This is a genomic window from Sodalis praecaptivus, assembly GCF_000517425.1.
Taxonomy (GTDB): Bacteria; Pseudomonadota; Gammaproteobacteria; order Enterobacterales; family Enterobacteriaceae; genus Sodalis_A; species Sodalis_A praecaptivus.
On sequence record NZ_CP006570.1, the window covers coordinates 253417 to 269828 of the forward strand.

Here is a 16412-nt window from a genome sequence, read left to right on the forward strand (position 1 = left end):
TACAACAAGCTCTACAATGCTCGTATGTCGGGATGATAAAACTTTTAAAATTTCACCTTTTTTCGTTTTCATCGCCATTAATAAGAAGTTTATTAGCAAGATCGAGCAAAGAGGTTTGGAATAAGCACTGCTGACATCACATAAACTAGGCCGGCATTTTTCGAGAAGGAGGATAGGTCAATATGGCGAAACGAGTGTCTCGCCAGCGTCGCTCAAAAGCGGGTGCCAGGAGGTCTTTTAAACAGGTTTTGAACCGCTCATGGGCCATGAGGCAAGCGCCTGCTCCGCCACAGCATCTAGCTTGTCACGGCTAAAACCGGCTTTTGCCTGCACCGCCATGCCGTGAACAACCGTCATAACGAAGGCCGCCAGGACCGCGGGCTTGGCCGTCTTGGGTAAATCGCCTTCGGTCTTGGCTTGTTCAAAACGTGCACAAAGCTGCGCTTCACCGACCGCGCGAAAATCAATGAGCGCCTGACGCACGGGTTCCGCTTCATCAGAACCCGCCAATGCGCCGTTAATGCCAAGACACCCGGTATGATCGGGAAAACGGGTATTGAGTTCAGCGGAGCAGTACAAAATGTGCGCGGCAACCTCCCGCGCGGTTGAACGCTGAAGCGCTTCGGGAATGAAAGCCATATACCGGTCGTAGTAGCGATCCAGCGCGCGGCGGAACAGCGCCTCTTTGTTGCCAAACGCAGAATACAGAGCAGGTCTCTCTACGCCGGTGGCCTCAGTCAGATCAGCGTAGGTCGCCCCTTCGTAGCCTTTGCGCCAAAAGACGCATAATGCGGCGTCGAGCGCCCTTTCAACGTCAAATTCGCGATGGCGCCCCATGAACTTCACCCGTGGTTTTCATAATGGCCGTTACTAAAATGCTTGACAGCATGGGCCAACATTTCATAGATTTCATACCAACCGTTATCGTAATGATTGTTACGTTAACGCCACACCGTCGCTTGCACCAGCGACAAGGGGATTATGTACCGCAGAGGCGATTATGTCGAATAAGTCAAATGTTTTGAAGGGTAAGATTGCGCTGGTTACCGGTGGATCTCGCGGCCTGGGTGCCGCTACCGCCTTGGCGTTGGCCGCTCAGGGGGCCGACGTCGCCATCAGCTACGTCGCATCGGAGGAGAAAGCGGCGGCGGTCGTGACAGCGTTGGAAAAAGAGGGCGTACGCGCGCTCGCCATTCAGAGCGATCAAGGCGATCCGGCGTCTGCGGCGCATCTGGTTGATACCGTCGTGTCGCACTTTGGCGGACTCGATATTCTCGTCAACAATGCCGCTATCGCCGTTCAGGGGAAACGGGTGGACGATCCTGAACTCAATATTGATGAGCTGGACCAACAATGGCGCATCAATGTACTCGGTGCGGTGGCAACCACGCGAGCGGCGGCAAGAAATCTCACCGATGGAGGTCGTATCATTTTTATCGGCTCCGCCCTTGGCGCCCGCGTCGCGTTCCCGGGTGTGGCGGACTATGCAGGTACCAAAGCGGCTATCGTCGGCTATGCCAAAGGCGTAGGGCGTGATCTTGGCCCGCGCAATATTACCGTCAATGTCGTGCAGCCCGGCATCATGCCGACGGATATGGCGACGGCCGCCGCCCATAATTTACCCGAATCGGTGATGGATCTCCATGCCATTCGCCGTATAGCGACGGTGGAAGAAGTGGCGGCGACAGTGTGTTTCCTTGCGGGTCCCAAAGCTGACTACATCAGCGGCGGCGTCCTGGACGTAGCGGGCGGATACCAAATCTAAGCGCCGCGCGTAAATACCTTGATGGCCTAATAATCGCACTCGCAACCTAGGTAGATGACATGACGAAAACATTCAGTGCGACATCCACCGCCGATGACGTGCTAAGCGACGTGGATCTCACCGGAAAGCGATTTCTCATAACGGGCGTCTCGTCGGGAATAGGGCTTGAAACCGCCCGGGCACTCGTTTCACGCGGGGCCTCCGTTATCGGCGCGGTCAGAGATCAGGCCAAAGCGTTGTCGGCCACGGCTGCAATGCATCAAACGGCGCCGCAGGGCGGGAACCTGGCATTGATTACGCTTGATCTTGCTTCGCTGCCAAGCGTTTATGCTTGCGCGGAGCGTCTGCTGGCGGAGGGGCAGCCGTTTGATGCCATCATCGCAAACGCGGGTGTGATGGCCACGCCGTTCGGTATGACCGTTGAGGGTTTCGAGCGCCAGCTCGGGACCAACTTCTTAGGTCATTTCGCGTTAATCAGGCAGATTGCATCGCTCCTCGCCGCGAATGGACGCGTGGTGCTGCTGTCGTCCCAAGCGCATCGCATGGCCGATGTTGACCTGGACGATCCGAATTTCGACCAGCAGACGTACGATCCCTGGGTCGCCTATGGTCGGTCGAAAACGGCCATGGCGCTCTTCGCGGTGGAATTCGACAGACGATATCGCCCGCGCGGCATGCGCGCAGCTTCGGTGATGCCAGGCAATAGCTTCACGGAACTTCCACGCCACCTCTCCCCTGAAGATTTGCAGACCCTTTTTGGGAACGTCGCTAAAGCACGCGCCGAAGACGGCCTGCCGCCCGCCGAGCTGAAAGACATTTCGCAGGCGGCGGCAACCACAGTTTGGGCGACAGTGGTGGCGGACAACAATGAGATTGGGGGACTTTACCTAGAAGATTGCGCCATTGCGCCGGTCAATGATATGCCCAATCCCTATGCCGACGGCGTGAGATCCTATGCGCTTAATGCTGAAAGGGCACAACAATTATGGACGCGAAGCGAAGAGTGGCTAAGCGCGGCTTTAGCCCGATCACCGGGCGCCGTGTGACGGCGTTCGTGTTTAATGAAACGACGCAGTAAGTAGAATGGATAAGCCACCAGGCTAAGCCTTATGGGTGGCCGGTTTTTCTGTTATAAAAGAGGGAGATCTCGCCAGATCATTCTCCCTTCAGAAGCAAGAATAACGATGTCTCATCAATCGATGCCAAATCGATGCGGTCGGTCAACGTTAATTCTTGCTGGCTGAAAACCTCGCGATAATGACGATGGGCAAGCGACGCGGGCAGCGCGATTTCCGTTCCCGACCAACTTAACGACGGGCGACTGGCAGCTGAGTCTGCATCGCTATCGAAAAGCAGGCGAGGGACAATAACAATCAGCGCCTCTGCACCTTCTTGTCGCGCGAAGGCAATCATATTTCCCGACCATCTCCCCGTAATGGTAAGCGGCAAATAGTCCCCCCTGCGAAACAGCGACGGCCATTGCTGGCGCAGGTGCAGCAGCTTGGCGATGACATGCTGTTTCAGTCGTGCATTGGGCCAATCATCACCCGTCGTTAAACCCGGCTTTTCATACCCTTCAAGCTGGCTTTGCAGCTCGGCAAAATCCGGCTCACGGCGGTTGTCGGGGTCGGCGAGGCTGAAATCCTGTGCTTCACTACCTTGGTAGATGTCAGGCACACCCGGCGCCGTTAGCTTGATGATCGTCTGCGTTAGGCTGTTTACCCATCCGGCACGAATAAAGGGTTGTAGCGCTGAGGAGAAATCCGCCAAAAAGAGCGGGTTATGCGGCGACAGCATGTCACAAGCATAATCGCGCACCGCCTTTTCATAGGCGTCATTATTGTCACCCCAAGAGGTACGCAGCTTCGCTTCCCGCAGCGCCTTTTCAACGAAGGCGAGAAACCGTTCTCTCAGTGCTTTCAGACCCTTTTCGTCCCCCACCTGCAGTGTTGCCGGCCAGACGCCGGCCAGCGTCTGATAGAGCATCCATTCGACGGCGGGCTCCGGCGCCGGGCCGTCATCCAGCAGCGTGACATGGGAGCGGAGCATTTGGCGCCAGCGGGAGACGCATGCGGCCCAGCGTTCCGGCGCTTCCGACAGCGTATAAAGCCGAGCGCGAGCGTCTTCGCCGCGTTTGGTGTCATGCGTCGACGTGGCTGATAGCGCATTAGGCTGCCGTTCGAGCCGCGCCTTCATTGCTTTATGAAAGCGGTCAAGGGAAAAGGCGCGGGGCAGCGGTTCGGCCCCCACTTCGTTGAGAGCCAGCGCCGTATGCTGGCGAAAGAAAAGTGTGTCCTCAACCGATTTTGCCATTAACGGGCCCGTTAGTTGCTGAAAACGTACCCGAAAAGCGGTCGCATCACTCATGGCGGTTTCAGAGACCGCGCCCGCAAGAAGACGAAGAAGATAATCGAGCGCTTCGGGAGAGGGAGCGTTAACGTCGGTTCTCACCTTGTCGGCCACCTGCTGCAACCGTGTTTGGTCTGCTGGCGGCAACCCGCTAGCCGTGCCATAAGTTCGATAGACGGGGAAAGCGACTAACAGCTCGCGCAAGGCTGAGCGGATGACCGTCTCGTCAAGTGTTACCTTCTCAAGCTTGACGATGGCCATGGCGAGCATCACCAGCGTGGTGAATTCGCCGGCGAAATGTTTATCCGCCATCAGCACCTTGGCGGCCCGCCATTCGGCCTGCCAGTCGACCGGCTTGCCCAAGAGATCATCATAGGCCGTGCGCAAAGCACCGATTTTCTCGCCGTTCACCAATGCATCCGGTAGCGTTGCCATAAATTCATAACCAGTGGCGCCGGACACCGGCCAGTCCGCCGGAATAGACTCACCTTCGGCCAGGATTTTTTCAACCGTAATATAGCACGCCGGCCCGGCTTCCTGGCGCAAACGCTCAAGATAGGCCTTGGGATCGGCAAGGCCATCAACGTGGTCCACGCGCAGGCCGTCGACCACGCCGGAATGAACGAGCTCCAGGATCAAACGATGAGTATCGTCAAAGACAACGCTGTCCTCAACCCGTACGCCCACTAGGCCGGTTATCTCGAAAAAGCGGCGGTAGGAAAGGTCATGAGGCGCATCCCGCCACGCCATGAGCCGATAGGGTTGTCGCGCGTGCAGTTGGTCGATTTCCGCTTTGTCGGTGAGTCGAAGAATCTCCGCCTCGCGGCCTTCCCAGGTCTCAGGGGCGAGTGGATAGGCGCTATCGTAATACACCAAAGCGGGTCGACCTGTCCTGGGATCCGGCTTGACGGCGATCTCGCCGTTTTTCAGCACGGCGTCAAACGTATCACCCAAGAAGGGCAAAGTTAGAGGACGAGCCCAATCGATGTCGAAATACCGGGCGTAACGGCTGTTCTCGCCTTTTTCGATCACATCACGCCACCACGCATTTTCCAAGGAGGCGGCCATGTGGTTCGGCACGATGTCAAGAATAAGCCCAAGACCCGCCTTTTTCAGCGCTGTTACCATGCGGTCAAAGGCTTCGCGGCCACCGAGGGAGGGCTCGATTTCGTTGGGATCGGTGACGTCATAGCCGTGGGTCGAGCCGGCAGTGGCGGTAAATACCGGCGAAGCATAAAGATGGCTTATGCCAAGCCGCTTCAGATAGGGCACGAGACCCGCGGCGCGATCGAAGGTCATGCCGTTACGAAATTGTATACGGTAGGTACCGGTCGGCGTGTTCATGGTTTGTCTCCCGAGGCAAGGCGGACGAGCAGGCCATTGGGCGGCAGACCATCCGCCTCGTCTGTTACCTTCGGCCAAGCATAAATCGTTTCGCCCTGGAGATAGGGAAGCGGTTGCGGCGTAGCCCCGATATTTAACGCTAGGGATAAAGTCCCTTTCGGCAAGCGCCAACTCACGGCAATAAAACCCTCCGCCGTCCTCAGAACCTTACCCACCTCTCCGCCAGACGAGGCCAGCAGCGGCACAATATATTTCTGACGCAGCGCTAAGAGCGTTCGTGTCAGCGTCAGCCACTCATTGCCTTCATGGCTACGCAGCTTGTCCCAGTCCAGCTTAGACCTCTCAAAGGTCTGCCTGGCATTTGGATCCGGTACCTTTTCGCCCTCATGGCCGGCGTGGCCGGCAAACTCTTTGGCGCGGCCCTCGCGAACGGCTTTGGCAAGATCGCCATGAAAATCGGTGAAGAACAGGAAAGGCCGCGTCTCGCCATACTCCTCGCCCATAAACAGCAGCGGAATATGCGGGGAGAAGAGCAGGGCGATAAGCAAGATTTTGGTGCGCTCGACGCCGGCCAGCGTAATAAGCCGTTCTCCCTGCGCCCGGTTGCCCACCTGATCGTGATTTTGAATGAAATCCACGAAAGCGACCGGCGGCTGGCCGGCGCTCTTCACACCGCGTTTTTTACCGGTCTGCTGAGAAACGCCGCCCTGATAGGCAAAGCCTTCCGCCCAGACCCGGGCAATGTGCTGTTCCGGTTCATTCGCGAAATCCTGATAATACGCGTGCGTTTCGCCCGTGGCGAAGACATGAATCGCATTATGAAAATCATCGTTCCACTCACCGCTGTAGAGCGGCACAGCGCCATTTGCCTCGCGCGGATGCAGGCAAATGACGTTGCGACTGTCCTCGGTGGTCAAATGAATCGGACGATGGGTAATTTCGGCGCGGATACGCTCGGCAATCTCAATTAACACGTGTTTGGCGGCATTATCTTCGATTTGGTCGATAGCATCGAAACGTAGGCCATCAAGATAATACTCCTGTAACCAATATAGCGGCGCCTCGACAATATAGCGGCGGGCTGCCTCAATGTCATAGGCGATACCTGCGCCCCAAGGTGTGCTTCGTTTGTTGTTGAAGAAATCAGGCGCTAACAGCGGCAGATAATTGCCCTCTGGGCCAAAATGGTTGAGAACGATATCGAGCACGACCGATAGACCATGACCATGGGCCGCATCGACGAAAGCTTTTACATCTTCGGGCGTGCCATACGCGGAATGTGGCGCGTAAAGCAGTACGCCGTCATAGCCCCATCCACGGTTACCGCCGAACTGCGCCAGGGGCAGCAGTTCGATCATGGTGATACCGAGGGCGGCGAGATAGGGCAGTTTCTCGATGGCCGCCTGGAATGTCCCCTCGGGTGTGAACGTGCCGACGTGCATCTCGTAGACCACCGTTTCTTCCCACGGGCGGCCACGCCAAGACGTATTCCGCCACGCATAGCGGGTGGGGTCGATGACAAGGGAAGGGCCGTTAACATCCGCCTTTTGAGCGCGAGAGGCGGGGTCCGGCACCGCTGTGCCATCGGCGAGGACAAAGTGATACTCCGCGCCAGGGGCAACATCACTTGCCAACGCTTCAAACCAGCCGGCGCCGCAAGGGGTCATCGCCGTGTCTTCGCCAGAAAGCCTGAGCGCGACGCTGTCTTGGCCGCTCGCCCAGAGACGAAAGCGAACTTGGCCCTCGGCCACATATTCAGCTCCCCAACTTTTAGAGAATGATCTGGATTCCATTCAATGGCCTCGTTTAACCTAAAATTAGACAATGGACGACAGCGCGCTGTGGTCGATTTTGCTCATTTCAGCTCCAAAAGTTGAAATTGTAGACATCATTGGGACCCGTAAGGGCTTTTCGTCGCGATACGCGTCAAACGTTGCCGTACCCTTTGAACTACAAGGTCAAAGCGCAGGCGTAATGTCTCGCTTTTAAGGAGTCCACGAAGAATAATCATAGACTACATTTTCCTCAACGTAGACAATTTTGATAAGCGCAACCGCTAATTAGCCCTAGAATAAATGCGCCGACGGGGCATTGCCGCTGAATAATGAATGGTCAAAACAGGCATATTATCGGAAGGTCATTTTCAAACCAGTCTACCTATAGCTTTCGACAAAGAGGGGAGCAAATAGTTGATACAGGCGCTGCCCCATCAGGCCCCATTGGTTCATTAATGTTGGGTAATACTGGTTTGAATATTGCCAAAAAACTGAGTCCGCAGCGCTAATATTGAACAGATTTGAACGATCTTGAAGCCGCGCTGGCGAGGATAAACGCTTAATTTACTTGCGGTGAAGTGAGCATAAGCTAATTTAGAAATCTATATTTTTAAGGTTTTGCTAGATTATATAGCGTTTAATAAAAGAGGATATCATGGAAACCATTTATTTTGTTCCAACGCTGTCTAAAGAGTGGAATGCGAATTATCCCTATCTGTATATCAGTCGTAACTCTACAAACAAAACAGCAATTATAAAATTAACGAATTATCTTGAATCAATTGAAAATTACACCACTAAACTTGTTTCGGTCGCTAGCAGAAAGATATCGCTAAATGGCCATAAAGAGTGCGTAGGGCTCAGGAGAGTTGTTCTCATCAAAAATCAGTTGCTGGATATGGAAAACATGCAATACGTCATGAGCAATGAAAGATCTCATAAAGGTGCGGCGACAAAGCTTGTGCGGCAGCTTGGCTCATGTATCGGCGTGAATGATCTTTAACACCAGAGGCATTTACTTTTGCTGCTGCTTTTCCTTATAACCCGCAGCGCCGCGGCCTTGCGTTATATTTATAGACCCCAATCCTCAATAATCAGCCCCGGTACCCGCTCAAACTCCCTGGTATTATTTGTCACTAGCACGGCACCGGCCGCAATCGCGTGGCCGGCAATTGCCGCGTCGTTATTTCCGATCGGCGTACCGGTCGCCGCCAGCGTGATTTTAATGTTGGTAGTGGCATCCACCGCGGCCCGGTCCCAAGCCAGTACCGCATCCAGCCGCTGGCAGAACGACTCAACCAGCAGCGCATGACGCGGCGAGGCTTTTTTACCCACGGCGCCAAAGCGCATCTCGGCATAGGTGATGGCCGATACCACAACTCGCTGACGGCGGAGTACCGCTTGTTCCAGACGAGTGATCACCCCGACCGGCAGCTCGCGCATGATAAAGGAGCAAATATTGGTGTCCAACATAAACGTCTTAGTCAAAAATCAAATCTCCCCTCATCGCTTATCACGTCCTCTCGTTCGGCCAAAAAGGTTGCGTCAGCTTTCTCCTGCTGCAAGAACGATCCCCAGGTGGGTTTTACTGGCCGAAGGATAAGCATATCGCCGTCGCGGAGGATCTCCAGCTCATTGACGCCTGCAAAATCCAAATCTCGGGGAAGCCGAATAGCCCGGTTATTGCCATTTTTAAACACGGAAACAATTCTCATATTTTGGTTACCTCTACTATAAAGCGTGCCTTTAAGCATAGGCAAAGTATAGGCCCTTTAGGATTGATTGCATAGGTATAGCCTATGCAGATGCGTGGCATAGGTTTGCCATGGCGTTATCGCTTATCCTATTGAATCTTGGGTGGTTTAATTTAATAAAAGCGCTTGACGGTTAGGCAAAGCACCTTGGGCAACGAAAGCCGTCTTATCGTAAACCCGTTTAGCCAGTCGTATTTGAAGAACGTCGTGCCATTAGGACGGTCATAAGCCATACTATTCTCGCTGGCGCTTTGCGTGGTTTCCACCATTGGGTCTATGCGGTAAGAAGTTTTATTGTCATGAATGTCAGTGATTACGCACCGTTCAGAGCTGTTGCTAGGCGAAAATCCATCCAGTCCTGCCGCCTATTTGCTGATCCAATAAGGGAGGCTCTTCTGTTAGTTGTCCGCTTTGGCAAAGCGTTGGCTGTAGTATAAGAGGGTTTGCCACAACTTAATTATTATGGGAATAAGATTTAGCTTGTTAGGCTCATGCTCACTAACAGCTACGCTTTGAGTAATCTGTCTGTATAAACGGGCTAATCCTACGGGGACAACTCAATGTTGCTATTGCTGTCTGCGTTGAGGCTGCTGTTAAATATTCAGCCTTCTATCAAAGAGTAGCGGTCATACCGCAAACCACCTTAGCTATTATCTGTACCTTCAAGTGATTATCACCTCTTTTCTTTAACAGCCTGTCTTAAACACACGTTAAACAATCTCAAGGTTTTATCTAAACGACATTTTCCAGCATTGTATTTTGTGTATTTTGATTGTAAAGAGAATGTTATCTTTAGCGACATAATCATCCTTTTTGCAGGAATAAATTTCTTTGACGGCTATAGCTTTACAAGTATGATGTTAAATAAAATGATCAAATGCAGCGACAAGTAAAATTATTCAATAGGCAGATACTATTAATTGGCTGATTTCGACTTGCAAAACCTATTTTTAGAAATCGATATCAAGTGATATAAATCAACAAAAATAAAATGAGAAAATATTATATCAACTTCAATAATGTATTAGTGGGTATTATTGATTGATAAACGTCTTTACCCACTATTGTCGTTGGCTTTTTCATTTTTGCTATATCAAAGGCCACAAGAGGCAATAGCAGACGATACAGATCCAATACCTGCCGCGTCTATTACTGTTAACGGCGGAAATATTAGTTTTACTGGAACTATCGTAGATGCGCCTAGTGCATAGCTGTTGAGAGTGAAGGGCAGGCCGTAGCTCTGGGGCAGTTCCGAAAAAATAGCTTTACCGGGACCTGCCGTTTCATCATCAACGTTAACGTGCCGTAGAAACTTATTGGTGGCTATCTACGGCGGCACCGTGTTAGGCAAAAACCAAGCATTCAATACAGTTATCGCCGACATCACAATCTTCGCACCTATGCGGAGCGCTATTATCCCTTGATGCAGCCGTTTGACTCTGGGTGTTTCCACAACCGGGGGTAGTTGTTGGGAACTCGTGTTACCACCATGACGGCATAATTAAGACTTTTGCCTTGCTGTGGGCAATCTGAGGATTATCATGAAAATTAAGGTTTGGTTAATTTTTATTGTTGGCTTCCTTGCAGGCTATTCAGGATGGGTAAGCGCGTTCATTATCACGCCAATCGACAGCCGCATAGACGCGGTGGTGCCCTTTAGTTTTTCTGCCGAAAAAGAATTTCAATTTTACCTTTTTACTGCAGGTGGTGACACGTTACCAATAGTACCTATACCCGGCGTGAGTTTTTCGGCTCAGTGTGATACGACGCCAGCAATGGGCAATATTGCCGATGCATGGAACCTGGGGACTAAATCTCCTGAACAGATAGGCTCCGTTACCCGTGTGAACGGGTGTCGTTTTACCCTTGTGAACAATAGCGGCCAACCTATTGAATTAAATAATTACATTCTTGCAATGTTAGCCGAGGGGTCCGAACCTACTTATCTGGAATATGTGTATATTAATGGCACCTTCCCAGCTAAACAAGCATGTACCATTAGTGTACCCTCCGAGGTGAACTTAGGCAGTATCCCCGCAAGTGATTTGCGCCCAGGCCGCGCCGCGAATGATTTTAGAAAAACGTTCACTGTTAATTCTAATTGCGGCGGCGGAACGGCAAAAATAGCGCTGACAACGCCCATTATAGCGAACGGTTGTCCGGCAACGAGTGCAGGTATGCTATTTTGTCTAGATAATGATGGGAATAAGATCGATATGTCTGTTTCTGGCGGTGATATTTACATACCTGATGCTAACGAGTCGAGTATTACATTAGGTGTTACGCCGGAAGTCATTGATAAAATTGCTCCTGGGGCATATTCCGTTCCTCTGACACTCACTATCACGATAGAATAAGGTAAACGGTACGGAAGGTGGCGGTCTCACAGAAGTATAGTGTTTCTCCGCTAAGCCTCTACGCCTTGACCAGCGGCTGAAATACTATAAATCCCGGCTTCCCTTACGCTTGTTGCTTTATACTCTTCAATGATGATGTGCATAAATTTTCACGTAGCAGCATTAATATGGGATGATGCAGAGCTCATCAATACGATGGGTAGCCGTAGTGCCGCGGGGTGCGTCAGCGAGACCGGCGGCACCAGACTTGCGATAGCGGTTCAATAGCCGCTTAACCTGAGGGCTCGCTAAGTGCAAGCTGCAAGGCCGCATCACGAAGGCGAAGAGAATTATTGATGACTGCGTGAATGACGGGAATGCGGTGCAGCGCTTTGTTCGGCATGGTTACCAGCATTGGCAAAGATCTTCGAGAAAAAGAGGGTACGCGCCGTATTTAAGTGACATCTTTATCTCATTACAACATGCTAGTATCTACTTTGGACCTTCAGCTTCAGTACGCATAATGTGCATTATGTTAAATAGTCATGGACTAAGGAGTGAAAACTCTGTATTACATGCGATCAGCCCTTGGCCTTAAAAATTTCCTCCAATAATAGTAGCTGTAACACAACCTTATTAAGTTACAAATAAGTAATGGTTTAGTTCGTTTTGAAAAGGCAACTACGGACATATGGCAGGAATACACTGCTGGAATGTCTTAATATATGTACAATGTAGGGTAATTCATTTTAATATCCAAAACCTGTGCTGATGGTTATCTACATTTTTCTATGCTAAATTTGCAGTGCTTTAGGTTTACAACTAACTCGGAGACTAACATATGACAAATGAAACATTGAAAGAATTTATAGAAAGACAGATTAATACTGCAGCGCAAAGAATTATCGATAAAGGCAATAAGTTAGACGAGGTATCATCAGGGAAAGTTGATTTTTTCATTGCGTTACGTAGCGCATTGAACGGAGACCTAGATAAAAGAGAGTTAGGTTTACTGAATGCAATTAATGATACATTACAGCATCTACAGTTAATAGACAGTAAAAAAACCTTTTATAAATAGCCTCTTAATTTAAGTGGGATTTTGGCGATCTCAGGTTGAACGTAAGTATAATGCTCAAGATCTGCAACATTGGCTACATTGTAGACAGGCCAATTCATAAATGTAGCAGTAGGCGGTGATATACCAGACATCAACTCACAGGGTTTTGCACCGTTTCTGTGGATAACCCTGAACCTGTTATAGCCGGATATACCATCACAAAGGGTTACAGCTTCGAGGAGTGGCTTAATGCACTGTTCGCGGCCTTCTGGTTATCCCTAAATATGTCCCGGTCTCCTCTTGACTTAGAGCGCACTCAAACAAGTAGCCTGTTTGTGAGGCTTAACTATGTCTGCCTCAGACAAATGAACGGGAATTAACAGGAGACGTGTAATGAAAATGATAAAGTCGTTGATCTCTCCCGGTGTTTTACTGGTGGGAGCCATGGCCGCTGCTTCTTCGTATGCGGTTGAGGCTGATGAAAGACGTGCGCGGGGTGAAGAAACGCTTGAAAAAATAACCGGACCGACAGGAAAGAAGGTTATTGATTCCCTAAAAGATATTTCTCCAGAACTGGGGAACTGGATTATTGATTTCGCCTACGGAGATGTTTTCTCTGATACTCAGGTTTCACTCTGCACCCGGGAACTTGCCACTATCTCCGGACTCACTGCACTCGGCAACGCACAGCCTCAACTTAAAGTGCATATAGAAGGGGCTCTGAACGTCGGCTGCGGACCTGCCGAAATCGTGGCAATAATTTCTCAGATGGCGGTTTACTCCGGCTTTCCAAGCGCCCTGAACGGCATCAGCGCAGCCAGAGAGGTTTTTGAAAAACGCGATATAAAAATGCCGGCCACAGCGTTGGAAAAAAACCATTCATGAGACCGGTTTATCCTCGTATCGGTCTGATGCGGGGATAAATCCGTGACGCCGCGTTTCTTGCCCGGCAATTCATTCGGGCATAAAGTGACTGACCGATAATATACACCGTTCCAGGATTACTCTATGGAATCCAATCTGACTATTGAGGAAGTCTCCTGCCGCACGGGTCTGACAGCTTACACCCTTCGCTATTACGAACGAATTGGGTTAATCGCGCCTGTCTCCCGTGCATCAGGAGGGCAACGGCGTTATTCAGCGGCAGACCTGGCCTGGATAGCGTTTTTGCTGCGTCTCAGAACGACGAAAATGCCCATCCATAAAATGCTGGTTTTTGCCAAGCTACGGGGCGCGGGTGACTGTACGGTACCGGACCGGCGCCAGATGCTGGAAGAACATCTGGTAGGTGTTCTTTCAGAGATTGAAAAGATGCGCCTGGCTGCCAGCGCATTACAGGAGAAGATAGAGCACTACCATCAACTGGAACGGTCACCCTCAACCGGAAATTGATACGTAAAGATTGACGAAATTTATCCGGATATCATTAAATATCAGTGGCCAGATGCCATAAACGCCGGGCTGACAGGCTGGCGATCCGGTACAATCCGGATAAAAATAAGGACATGGAGAAAGGCATGGCTGACAGAAAAGCAAAGGGCGGAGCGAATGGCACACCGACCCCACATGACCTGGCATTTAAACAGTTTCTGACGCATCCCGATACCGCAAGGGATTTCATGCAGTTGCATCTGCCGGCTGAACTGCAGGTTGTTTGCGACTTCAGTACCCTCAAACTGGAATCAGGGAGCTTTGTCGAGGATAGCCTACGCCCCTATTTCAGCGACGTGCTCTACAGTCTGAGAACCACAACCGGTGATGAGGGATATATCCACGTACTCATCGAGCACCAGTCCACACCTGACAAACACATGGCTTTCCGACTTCTTCGTTACGCGGTTGCCGCCATGCAACGTCACCTGGACGCAGGACATAAAAAGTTGCCCCTGGTCATACCCGTGTTGTTCTATACGGGAAAGCGCAGTCCCTACCCCTATTCGACCCGCTGGCTGGACGAATTCAACGATCCCGTATTGGCCGGAAAGCTCTACAACGGTAATTTCCCTCTGGTCGATGTTACGGTGATACCTGACGAAGAGATCATGGAGCACCGCAGCATGGCAGCACTAACGCTGCTGCAGAAACATATTCACCGCAGGGATTTGGCCGATCTAATGGACAATCTCGCCACCCTGCTGCTGACAGAACACATGACGGGACAACAACTGACTTCACTGATAAACTACCTCGTACAGGCAGGCGAATCTTCAGACGCAGAGGCCTTTGTACGTGAACTGGCACAGCGTGTGCCACAACATGAGGATGAACTGATGACCATCGCACAACAGCTTGAACAAAAGGGCATCGAGAAGGGTATCCAGCTTGGTCGGCAGGAAGGTCGGCAGGAAGGTCGGCAGGAAGGTCGAAATGAAGGAAAACTTGAAGTTGCCCGCACCATGCTGCAGAACGGTCTTGACCGCAACACGGTCATGAAAATGACCGGTCTGACTGAAAACGACCTGGCGCAGATCCGGCACTAATCCTTTCCTGACCACCCTGCCCGGGCATCAGCGAATACTGCCGGGGCGGGGAGGCATCACACTCATCATTTACCTGCCAGCCGCAACGATTAAACAGCTTCATTACACCTGTCACATTGCCCTTCCAGCGAGCCATCAGCGGATTTGTCGGTCTACCTTGGTTCTACTTTCATCTCCGAATGCCTATCCCAATGCCTTTTCCTTAAAGATAATGGCCATCGCCTTTACGTTTAATGCATTTCGGCAAGAGAGTGCTGTTGAGTAACTAAACAAGATTGGTTTTTTAAAAAAACATCAAGAAAGATATAGTAACAAAGATATATTATAACTTATTACTTGTTCAACACTGTTTGATGGCATCCCTGTCTGGCGTTACGTTAAATCTAACCAAAATAGTAGACTTTTGACCTAATTAATCATTTCAATAAGGTTTCTTGAATTCAGCAGGCCAAATCGATTCATTATCTTGTTTTTTCGTTTGGTGTGAACTTATGTGTTGTTGTTGTTCCTAAGTGGAATCCAGAAGCTCCAGATATTGTCACTTTTGTCTTCCCTCCCTTCTTTTCAATCTTCACGCCTTCTTCTTTTTTAGCTGCCTCTTTAAGACTTGTATATCCCCTAGCCTTTTCTTTGCTACCAGAGGGTCCACTAAATGAAACGGTGTAGGGTTCTGTTGTTGACTTTACTGTTAATTTACTAGATAGATATTGACTTGGTATGCTTTTCTCTTTTGAAAATAAGACAGATGATTTTGAATTTTTACTGTGTGCTATTGCAAATCCACCAGGTATTGTTGTAGTAGTGATATGACCTTTTCTTTCTGTTTTTACGCCTTTATCTTTTCTCATGGCTTCATTTAAACTTGAATATTTTTTAGTCTTTTCTTTGCTGTTAGATTGCAGACTGGAAGAAGATGTAGATGGATTTGATGATTGTTGAGTTGGTGTGTTTTTAACACCAGAAAAGGGGCCAGAGAATTTTAAAGGAGTCGAAGTTGAAAGTTTTGTGTCTTTTTTATCGCATCTACTTGTTGTGTAAACATTTGAATTTAGTGTAGATGCCGATGTTGTTATTCCGCTCATATATACCTCAAGAGTAATGGTTTCTTTGTTAATCAATACTTCTTTTTCTACCTCTGTTATACCTGAAGTTAATATTTTTATTCAATGGTTTTTTAAATCATCAATAAACTACGATTCAGAATTTAGTTGCATGACATATAATAAAATTAGGATAAATTTGAATTTTAAAATGAAAAGTTCACCAATCGTTTTCCTCATCCGGCGCTTTCACCTCCTCAAGCGGCGAAAAAAAATGGAGAATCTGCAACTGAAAAGGCTGGTTGCCGATCTCAGCCTCGACAAGGCGATGCTGCCGGACGTGCTGGCAAAAAGAGCTGACGCTGGTACGCCTGCGCGAATGGGTCAGGGATTTACAAGCCCGATATGGCGCCACCGAAAGACAATCCTGTTTTGCGCTACGGCTCAGCAGCAGTTAGTTTAGATATCGTTCAGTTGCTGCCGATGACAGCGCACTGCGCTTGCGTATC

15 protein-coding genes and 1 pseudogene are annotated in these 16412 nt (G+C 50.2%); 9 read left to right on the forward strand and 7 right to left on the reverse strand.

Annotated elements, in window-relative coordinates; genetic code table 11:
• Window positions 1-237: 237 nt before the first annotated feature.
• On the reverse strand, window positions 238-837 hold the full coding sequence (locus SANT_RS22025; RefSeq protein ID WP_025424387.1) for a TetR/AcrR family transcriptional regulator: 600 nt from the start codon (window positions 835-837) through the stop codon (window positions 238-240).
• Window positions 838-1000: 163 nt separating this feature from the next.
• Between SANT_RS22025 and SANT_RS22030 the strand changes: the two genes are divergently transcribed.
• Together SANT_RS22030 and SANT_RS22035 are read left to right on the forward strand one after the other, a co-directional pair.
• Complete coding sequence (locus SANT_RS22030) at window positions 1001-1765, forward strand: SDR family NAD(P)-dependent oxidoreductase (protein WP_025424388.1); 765 nt, start codon at window positions 1001-1003, stop codon at window positions 1763-1765.
• A 59-nt stretch (window positions 1766-1824) separates the two neighbouring features.
• Entirely contained in the window at window positions 1825-2811 is a 987-nt protein-coding gene (locus tag SANT_RS22035) for an SDR family NAD(P)-dependent oxidoreductase (protein ID WP_025424389.1), read from the forward strand.
• Between the two features lie 109 nt (window positions 2812-2920).
• Here the strand turns inward: SANT_RS22035 and treY are convergent, their stop codons facing one another.
• Together treY and treZ are read right to left on the reverse strand one after the other, a co-directional pair.
• On the reverse strand, window positions 2921-5458 hold the full coding sequence (treY, locus tag SANT_RS22040) for a malto-oligosyltrehalose synthase (RefSeq protein ID WP_025424390.1): 2538 nt from the start codon (window positions 5456-5458) through the stop codon (window positions 2921-2923).
• Window positions 5455-7251, reverse strand: a complete 1797-nt coding sequence (gene treZ, locus SANT_RS22045; RefSeq protein ID WP_025424391.1) for a malto-oligosyltrehalose trehalohydrolase — start codon at window positions 7249-7251, stop codon at window positions 5455-5457. The genes treY and treZ overlap by 4 nt, the downstream gene beginning before the upstream one ends.
• Before the next feature lie 637 nt (window positions 7252-7888).
• Here treZ and SANT_RS22050 point away from each other — a divergent pair.
• Window positions 7889-8236, forward strand: a complete 348-nt coding sequence (locus SANT_RS22050; protein ID WP_025424392.1) for a hypothetical protein — start codon at window positions 7889-7891, stop codon at window positions 8234-8236.
• Between the two features lie 68 nt (window positions 8237-8304).
• Here the strand turns inward: SANT_RS22050 and SANT_RS22055 are convergent, their stop codons facing one another.
• Together SANT_RS22055 and vapB are read right to left on the reverse strand one after the other, a co-directional pair.
• Window positions 8305-8721, reverse strand: a complete 417-nt coding sequence (locus tag SANT_RS22055) for a PIN domain-containing protein (RefSeq protein WP_025424393.1) — start codon at window positions 8719-8721, stop codon at window positions 8305-8307.
• Window positions 8718-8948 (reverse strand): type II toxin-antitoxin system VapB family antitoxin, encoded by a 231-nt coding sequence (vapB, locus tag SANT_RS22060; RefSeq protein WP_025424394.1) that lies wholly within the window; start codon window positions 8946-8948, stop codon window positions 8718-8720. Before vapB ends, SANT_RS22055 begins: the two co-directional genes overlap by 4 nt.
• A 1580-nt stretch (window positions 8949-10528) precedes the next feature.
• On the opposite strand from vapB, the gene SANT_RS22065 reads away from it, so the two are divergent.
• The 5 genes from SANT_RS22065 to SANT_RS22085 all read left to right on the forward strand — a co-directional run bounded on the left by SANT_RS22065 (window position 10529) and on the right by SANT_RS22085 (window position 14863).
• The gene (locus SANT_RS22065) at window positions 10529-11344 is read left to right on the forward strand and encodes a fimbrial protein (protein WP_025424395.1); all 816 of its coding nucleotides are present in this window, start codon (window positions 10529-10531) and stop codon (window positions 11342-11344) included.
• Window positions 11345-12164: 820 nt separating this feature from the next.
• Window positions 12165-12404 (forward strand): hypothetical protein, encoded by a 240-nt coding sequence (locus SANT_RS22070; RefSeq protein WP_025424396.1) that lies wholly within the window; start codon window positions 12165-12167, stop codon window positions 12402-12404.
• A 423-nt stretch (window positions 12405-12827) separates the two neighbouring features.
• Entirely contained in the window at window positions 12828-13268 is a 441-nt protein-coding gene (locus SANT_RS22075) for a carboxymuconolactone decarboxylase family protein (RefSeq protein ID WP_040133609.1), read from the forward strand.
• 123 nt (window positions 13269-13391) lie between these two features.
• On the forward strand, window positions 13392-13775 hold the full coding sequence (locus tag SANT_RS22080; RefSeq protein ID WP_025424398.1) for a MerR family transcriptional regulator: 384 nt from the start codon (window positions 13392-13394) through the stop codon (window positions 13773-13775).
• 125 nt (window positions 13776-13900) lie between these two features.
• Window positions 13901-14863, forward strand: coding sequence for an Rpn family recombination-promoting nuclease/putative transposase (locus tag SANT_RS22085; protein ID WP_025424399.1), 963 nt, complete (start codon window positions 13901-13903; stop codon window positions 14861-14863).
• Here SANT_RS22085 and SANT_RS24765 read toward each other — a convergent pair.
• Both SANT_RS24765 and SANT_RS24385 read right to left on the reverse strand, forming a co-directional pair.
• A pseudogene (locus SANT_RS24765) lies at window positions 14811-15026 on the reverse strand (hypothetical protein); the annotation flags it as partial. The gene SANT_RS22085 and the pseudogene SANT_RS24765 overlap by 53 nt on opposite strands.
• Window positions 15027-15324: 298 nt before the next feature.
• Window positions 15325-15981 (reverse strand): hypothetical protein, encoded by a 657-nt coding sequence (locus tag SANT_RS24385; protein WP_148296380.1) that lies wholly within the window; start codon window positions 15979-15981, stop codon window positions 15325-15327.
• A 121-nt stretch (window positions 15982-16102) separates the two neighbouring features.
• On the opposite strand from SANT_RS24385, the gene SANT_RS24390 reads away from it, so the two are divergent.
• Entirely contained in the window at window positions 16103-16366 is a 264-nt protein-coding gene (locus SANT_RS24390; protein WP_158500182.1) for a hypothetical protein, read from the forward strand.
• Window positions 16367-16412 lie beyond the last annotated feature (46 nt).

What these genes read in the sequence shown, in the direction of transcription:
- SANT_RS22025 (WP_025424387.1), bottom strand. Translation starts at nt 837, where the DNA reads ATGGGGCGCCATCGCGAATTTGACGTTGAAAGGGCGCTCGACGCCGCA.
- SANT_RS22030 (WP_025424388.1), top strand. Translation starts at nt 1,001, where the DNA reads ATGTCGAATAAGTCAAATGTTTTGAAGGGTAAGATTGCGCTGGTTACC.
- SANT_RS22035 (WP_025424389.1), top strand. Translation starts at nt 1,825, where the DNA reads ATGACGAAAACATTCAGTGCGACATCCACCGCCGATGACGTGCTAAGC.
- treY (WP_025424390.1), bottom strand. Translation starts at nt 5,458, where the DNA reads ATGAACACGCCGACCGGTACCTACCGTATACAATTTCGTAACGGCATG.
- treZ (WP_025424391.1), bottom strand. Translation starts at nt 7,251, where the DNA reads ATGGAATCCAGATCATTCTCTAAAAGTTGGGGAGCTGAATATGTGGCC.
- SANT_RS22050 (WP_025424392.1), top strand. Translation starts at nt 7,889, where the DNA reads ATGGAAACCATTTATTTTGTTCCAACGCTGTCTAAAGAGTGGAATGCG.
- vapB (WP_025424394.1), bottom strand. Translation starts at nt 8,948, where the DNA reads ATGAGAATTGTTTCCGTGTTTAAAAATGGCAATAACCGGGCTATTCGG.
- SANT_RS22065 (WP_025424395.1), top strand. Translation starts at nt 10,529, where the DNA reads ATGAAAATTAAGGTTTGGTTAATTTTTATTGTTGGCTTCCTTGCAGGC.
- SANT_RS22070 (WP_025424396.1), top strand. Translation starts at nt 12,165, where the DNA reads ATGACAAATGAAACATTGAAAGAATTTATAGAAAGACAGATTAATACT.
- SANT_RS22075 (WP_040133609.1), top strand. Translation starts at nt 12,828, where the DNA reads ATGGCCGCTGCTTCTTCGTATGCGGTTGAGGCTGATGAAAGACGTGCG.
- SANT_RS22080 (WP_025424398.1), top strand. Translation starts at nt 13,392, where the DNA reads ATGGAATCCAATCTGACTATTGAGGAAGTCTCCTGCCGCACGGGTCTG.
- SANT_RS22085 (WP_025424399.1), top strand. Translation starts at nt 13,901, where the DNA reads ATGGCTGACAGAAAAGCAAAGGGCGGAGCGAATGGCACACCGACCCCA.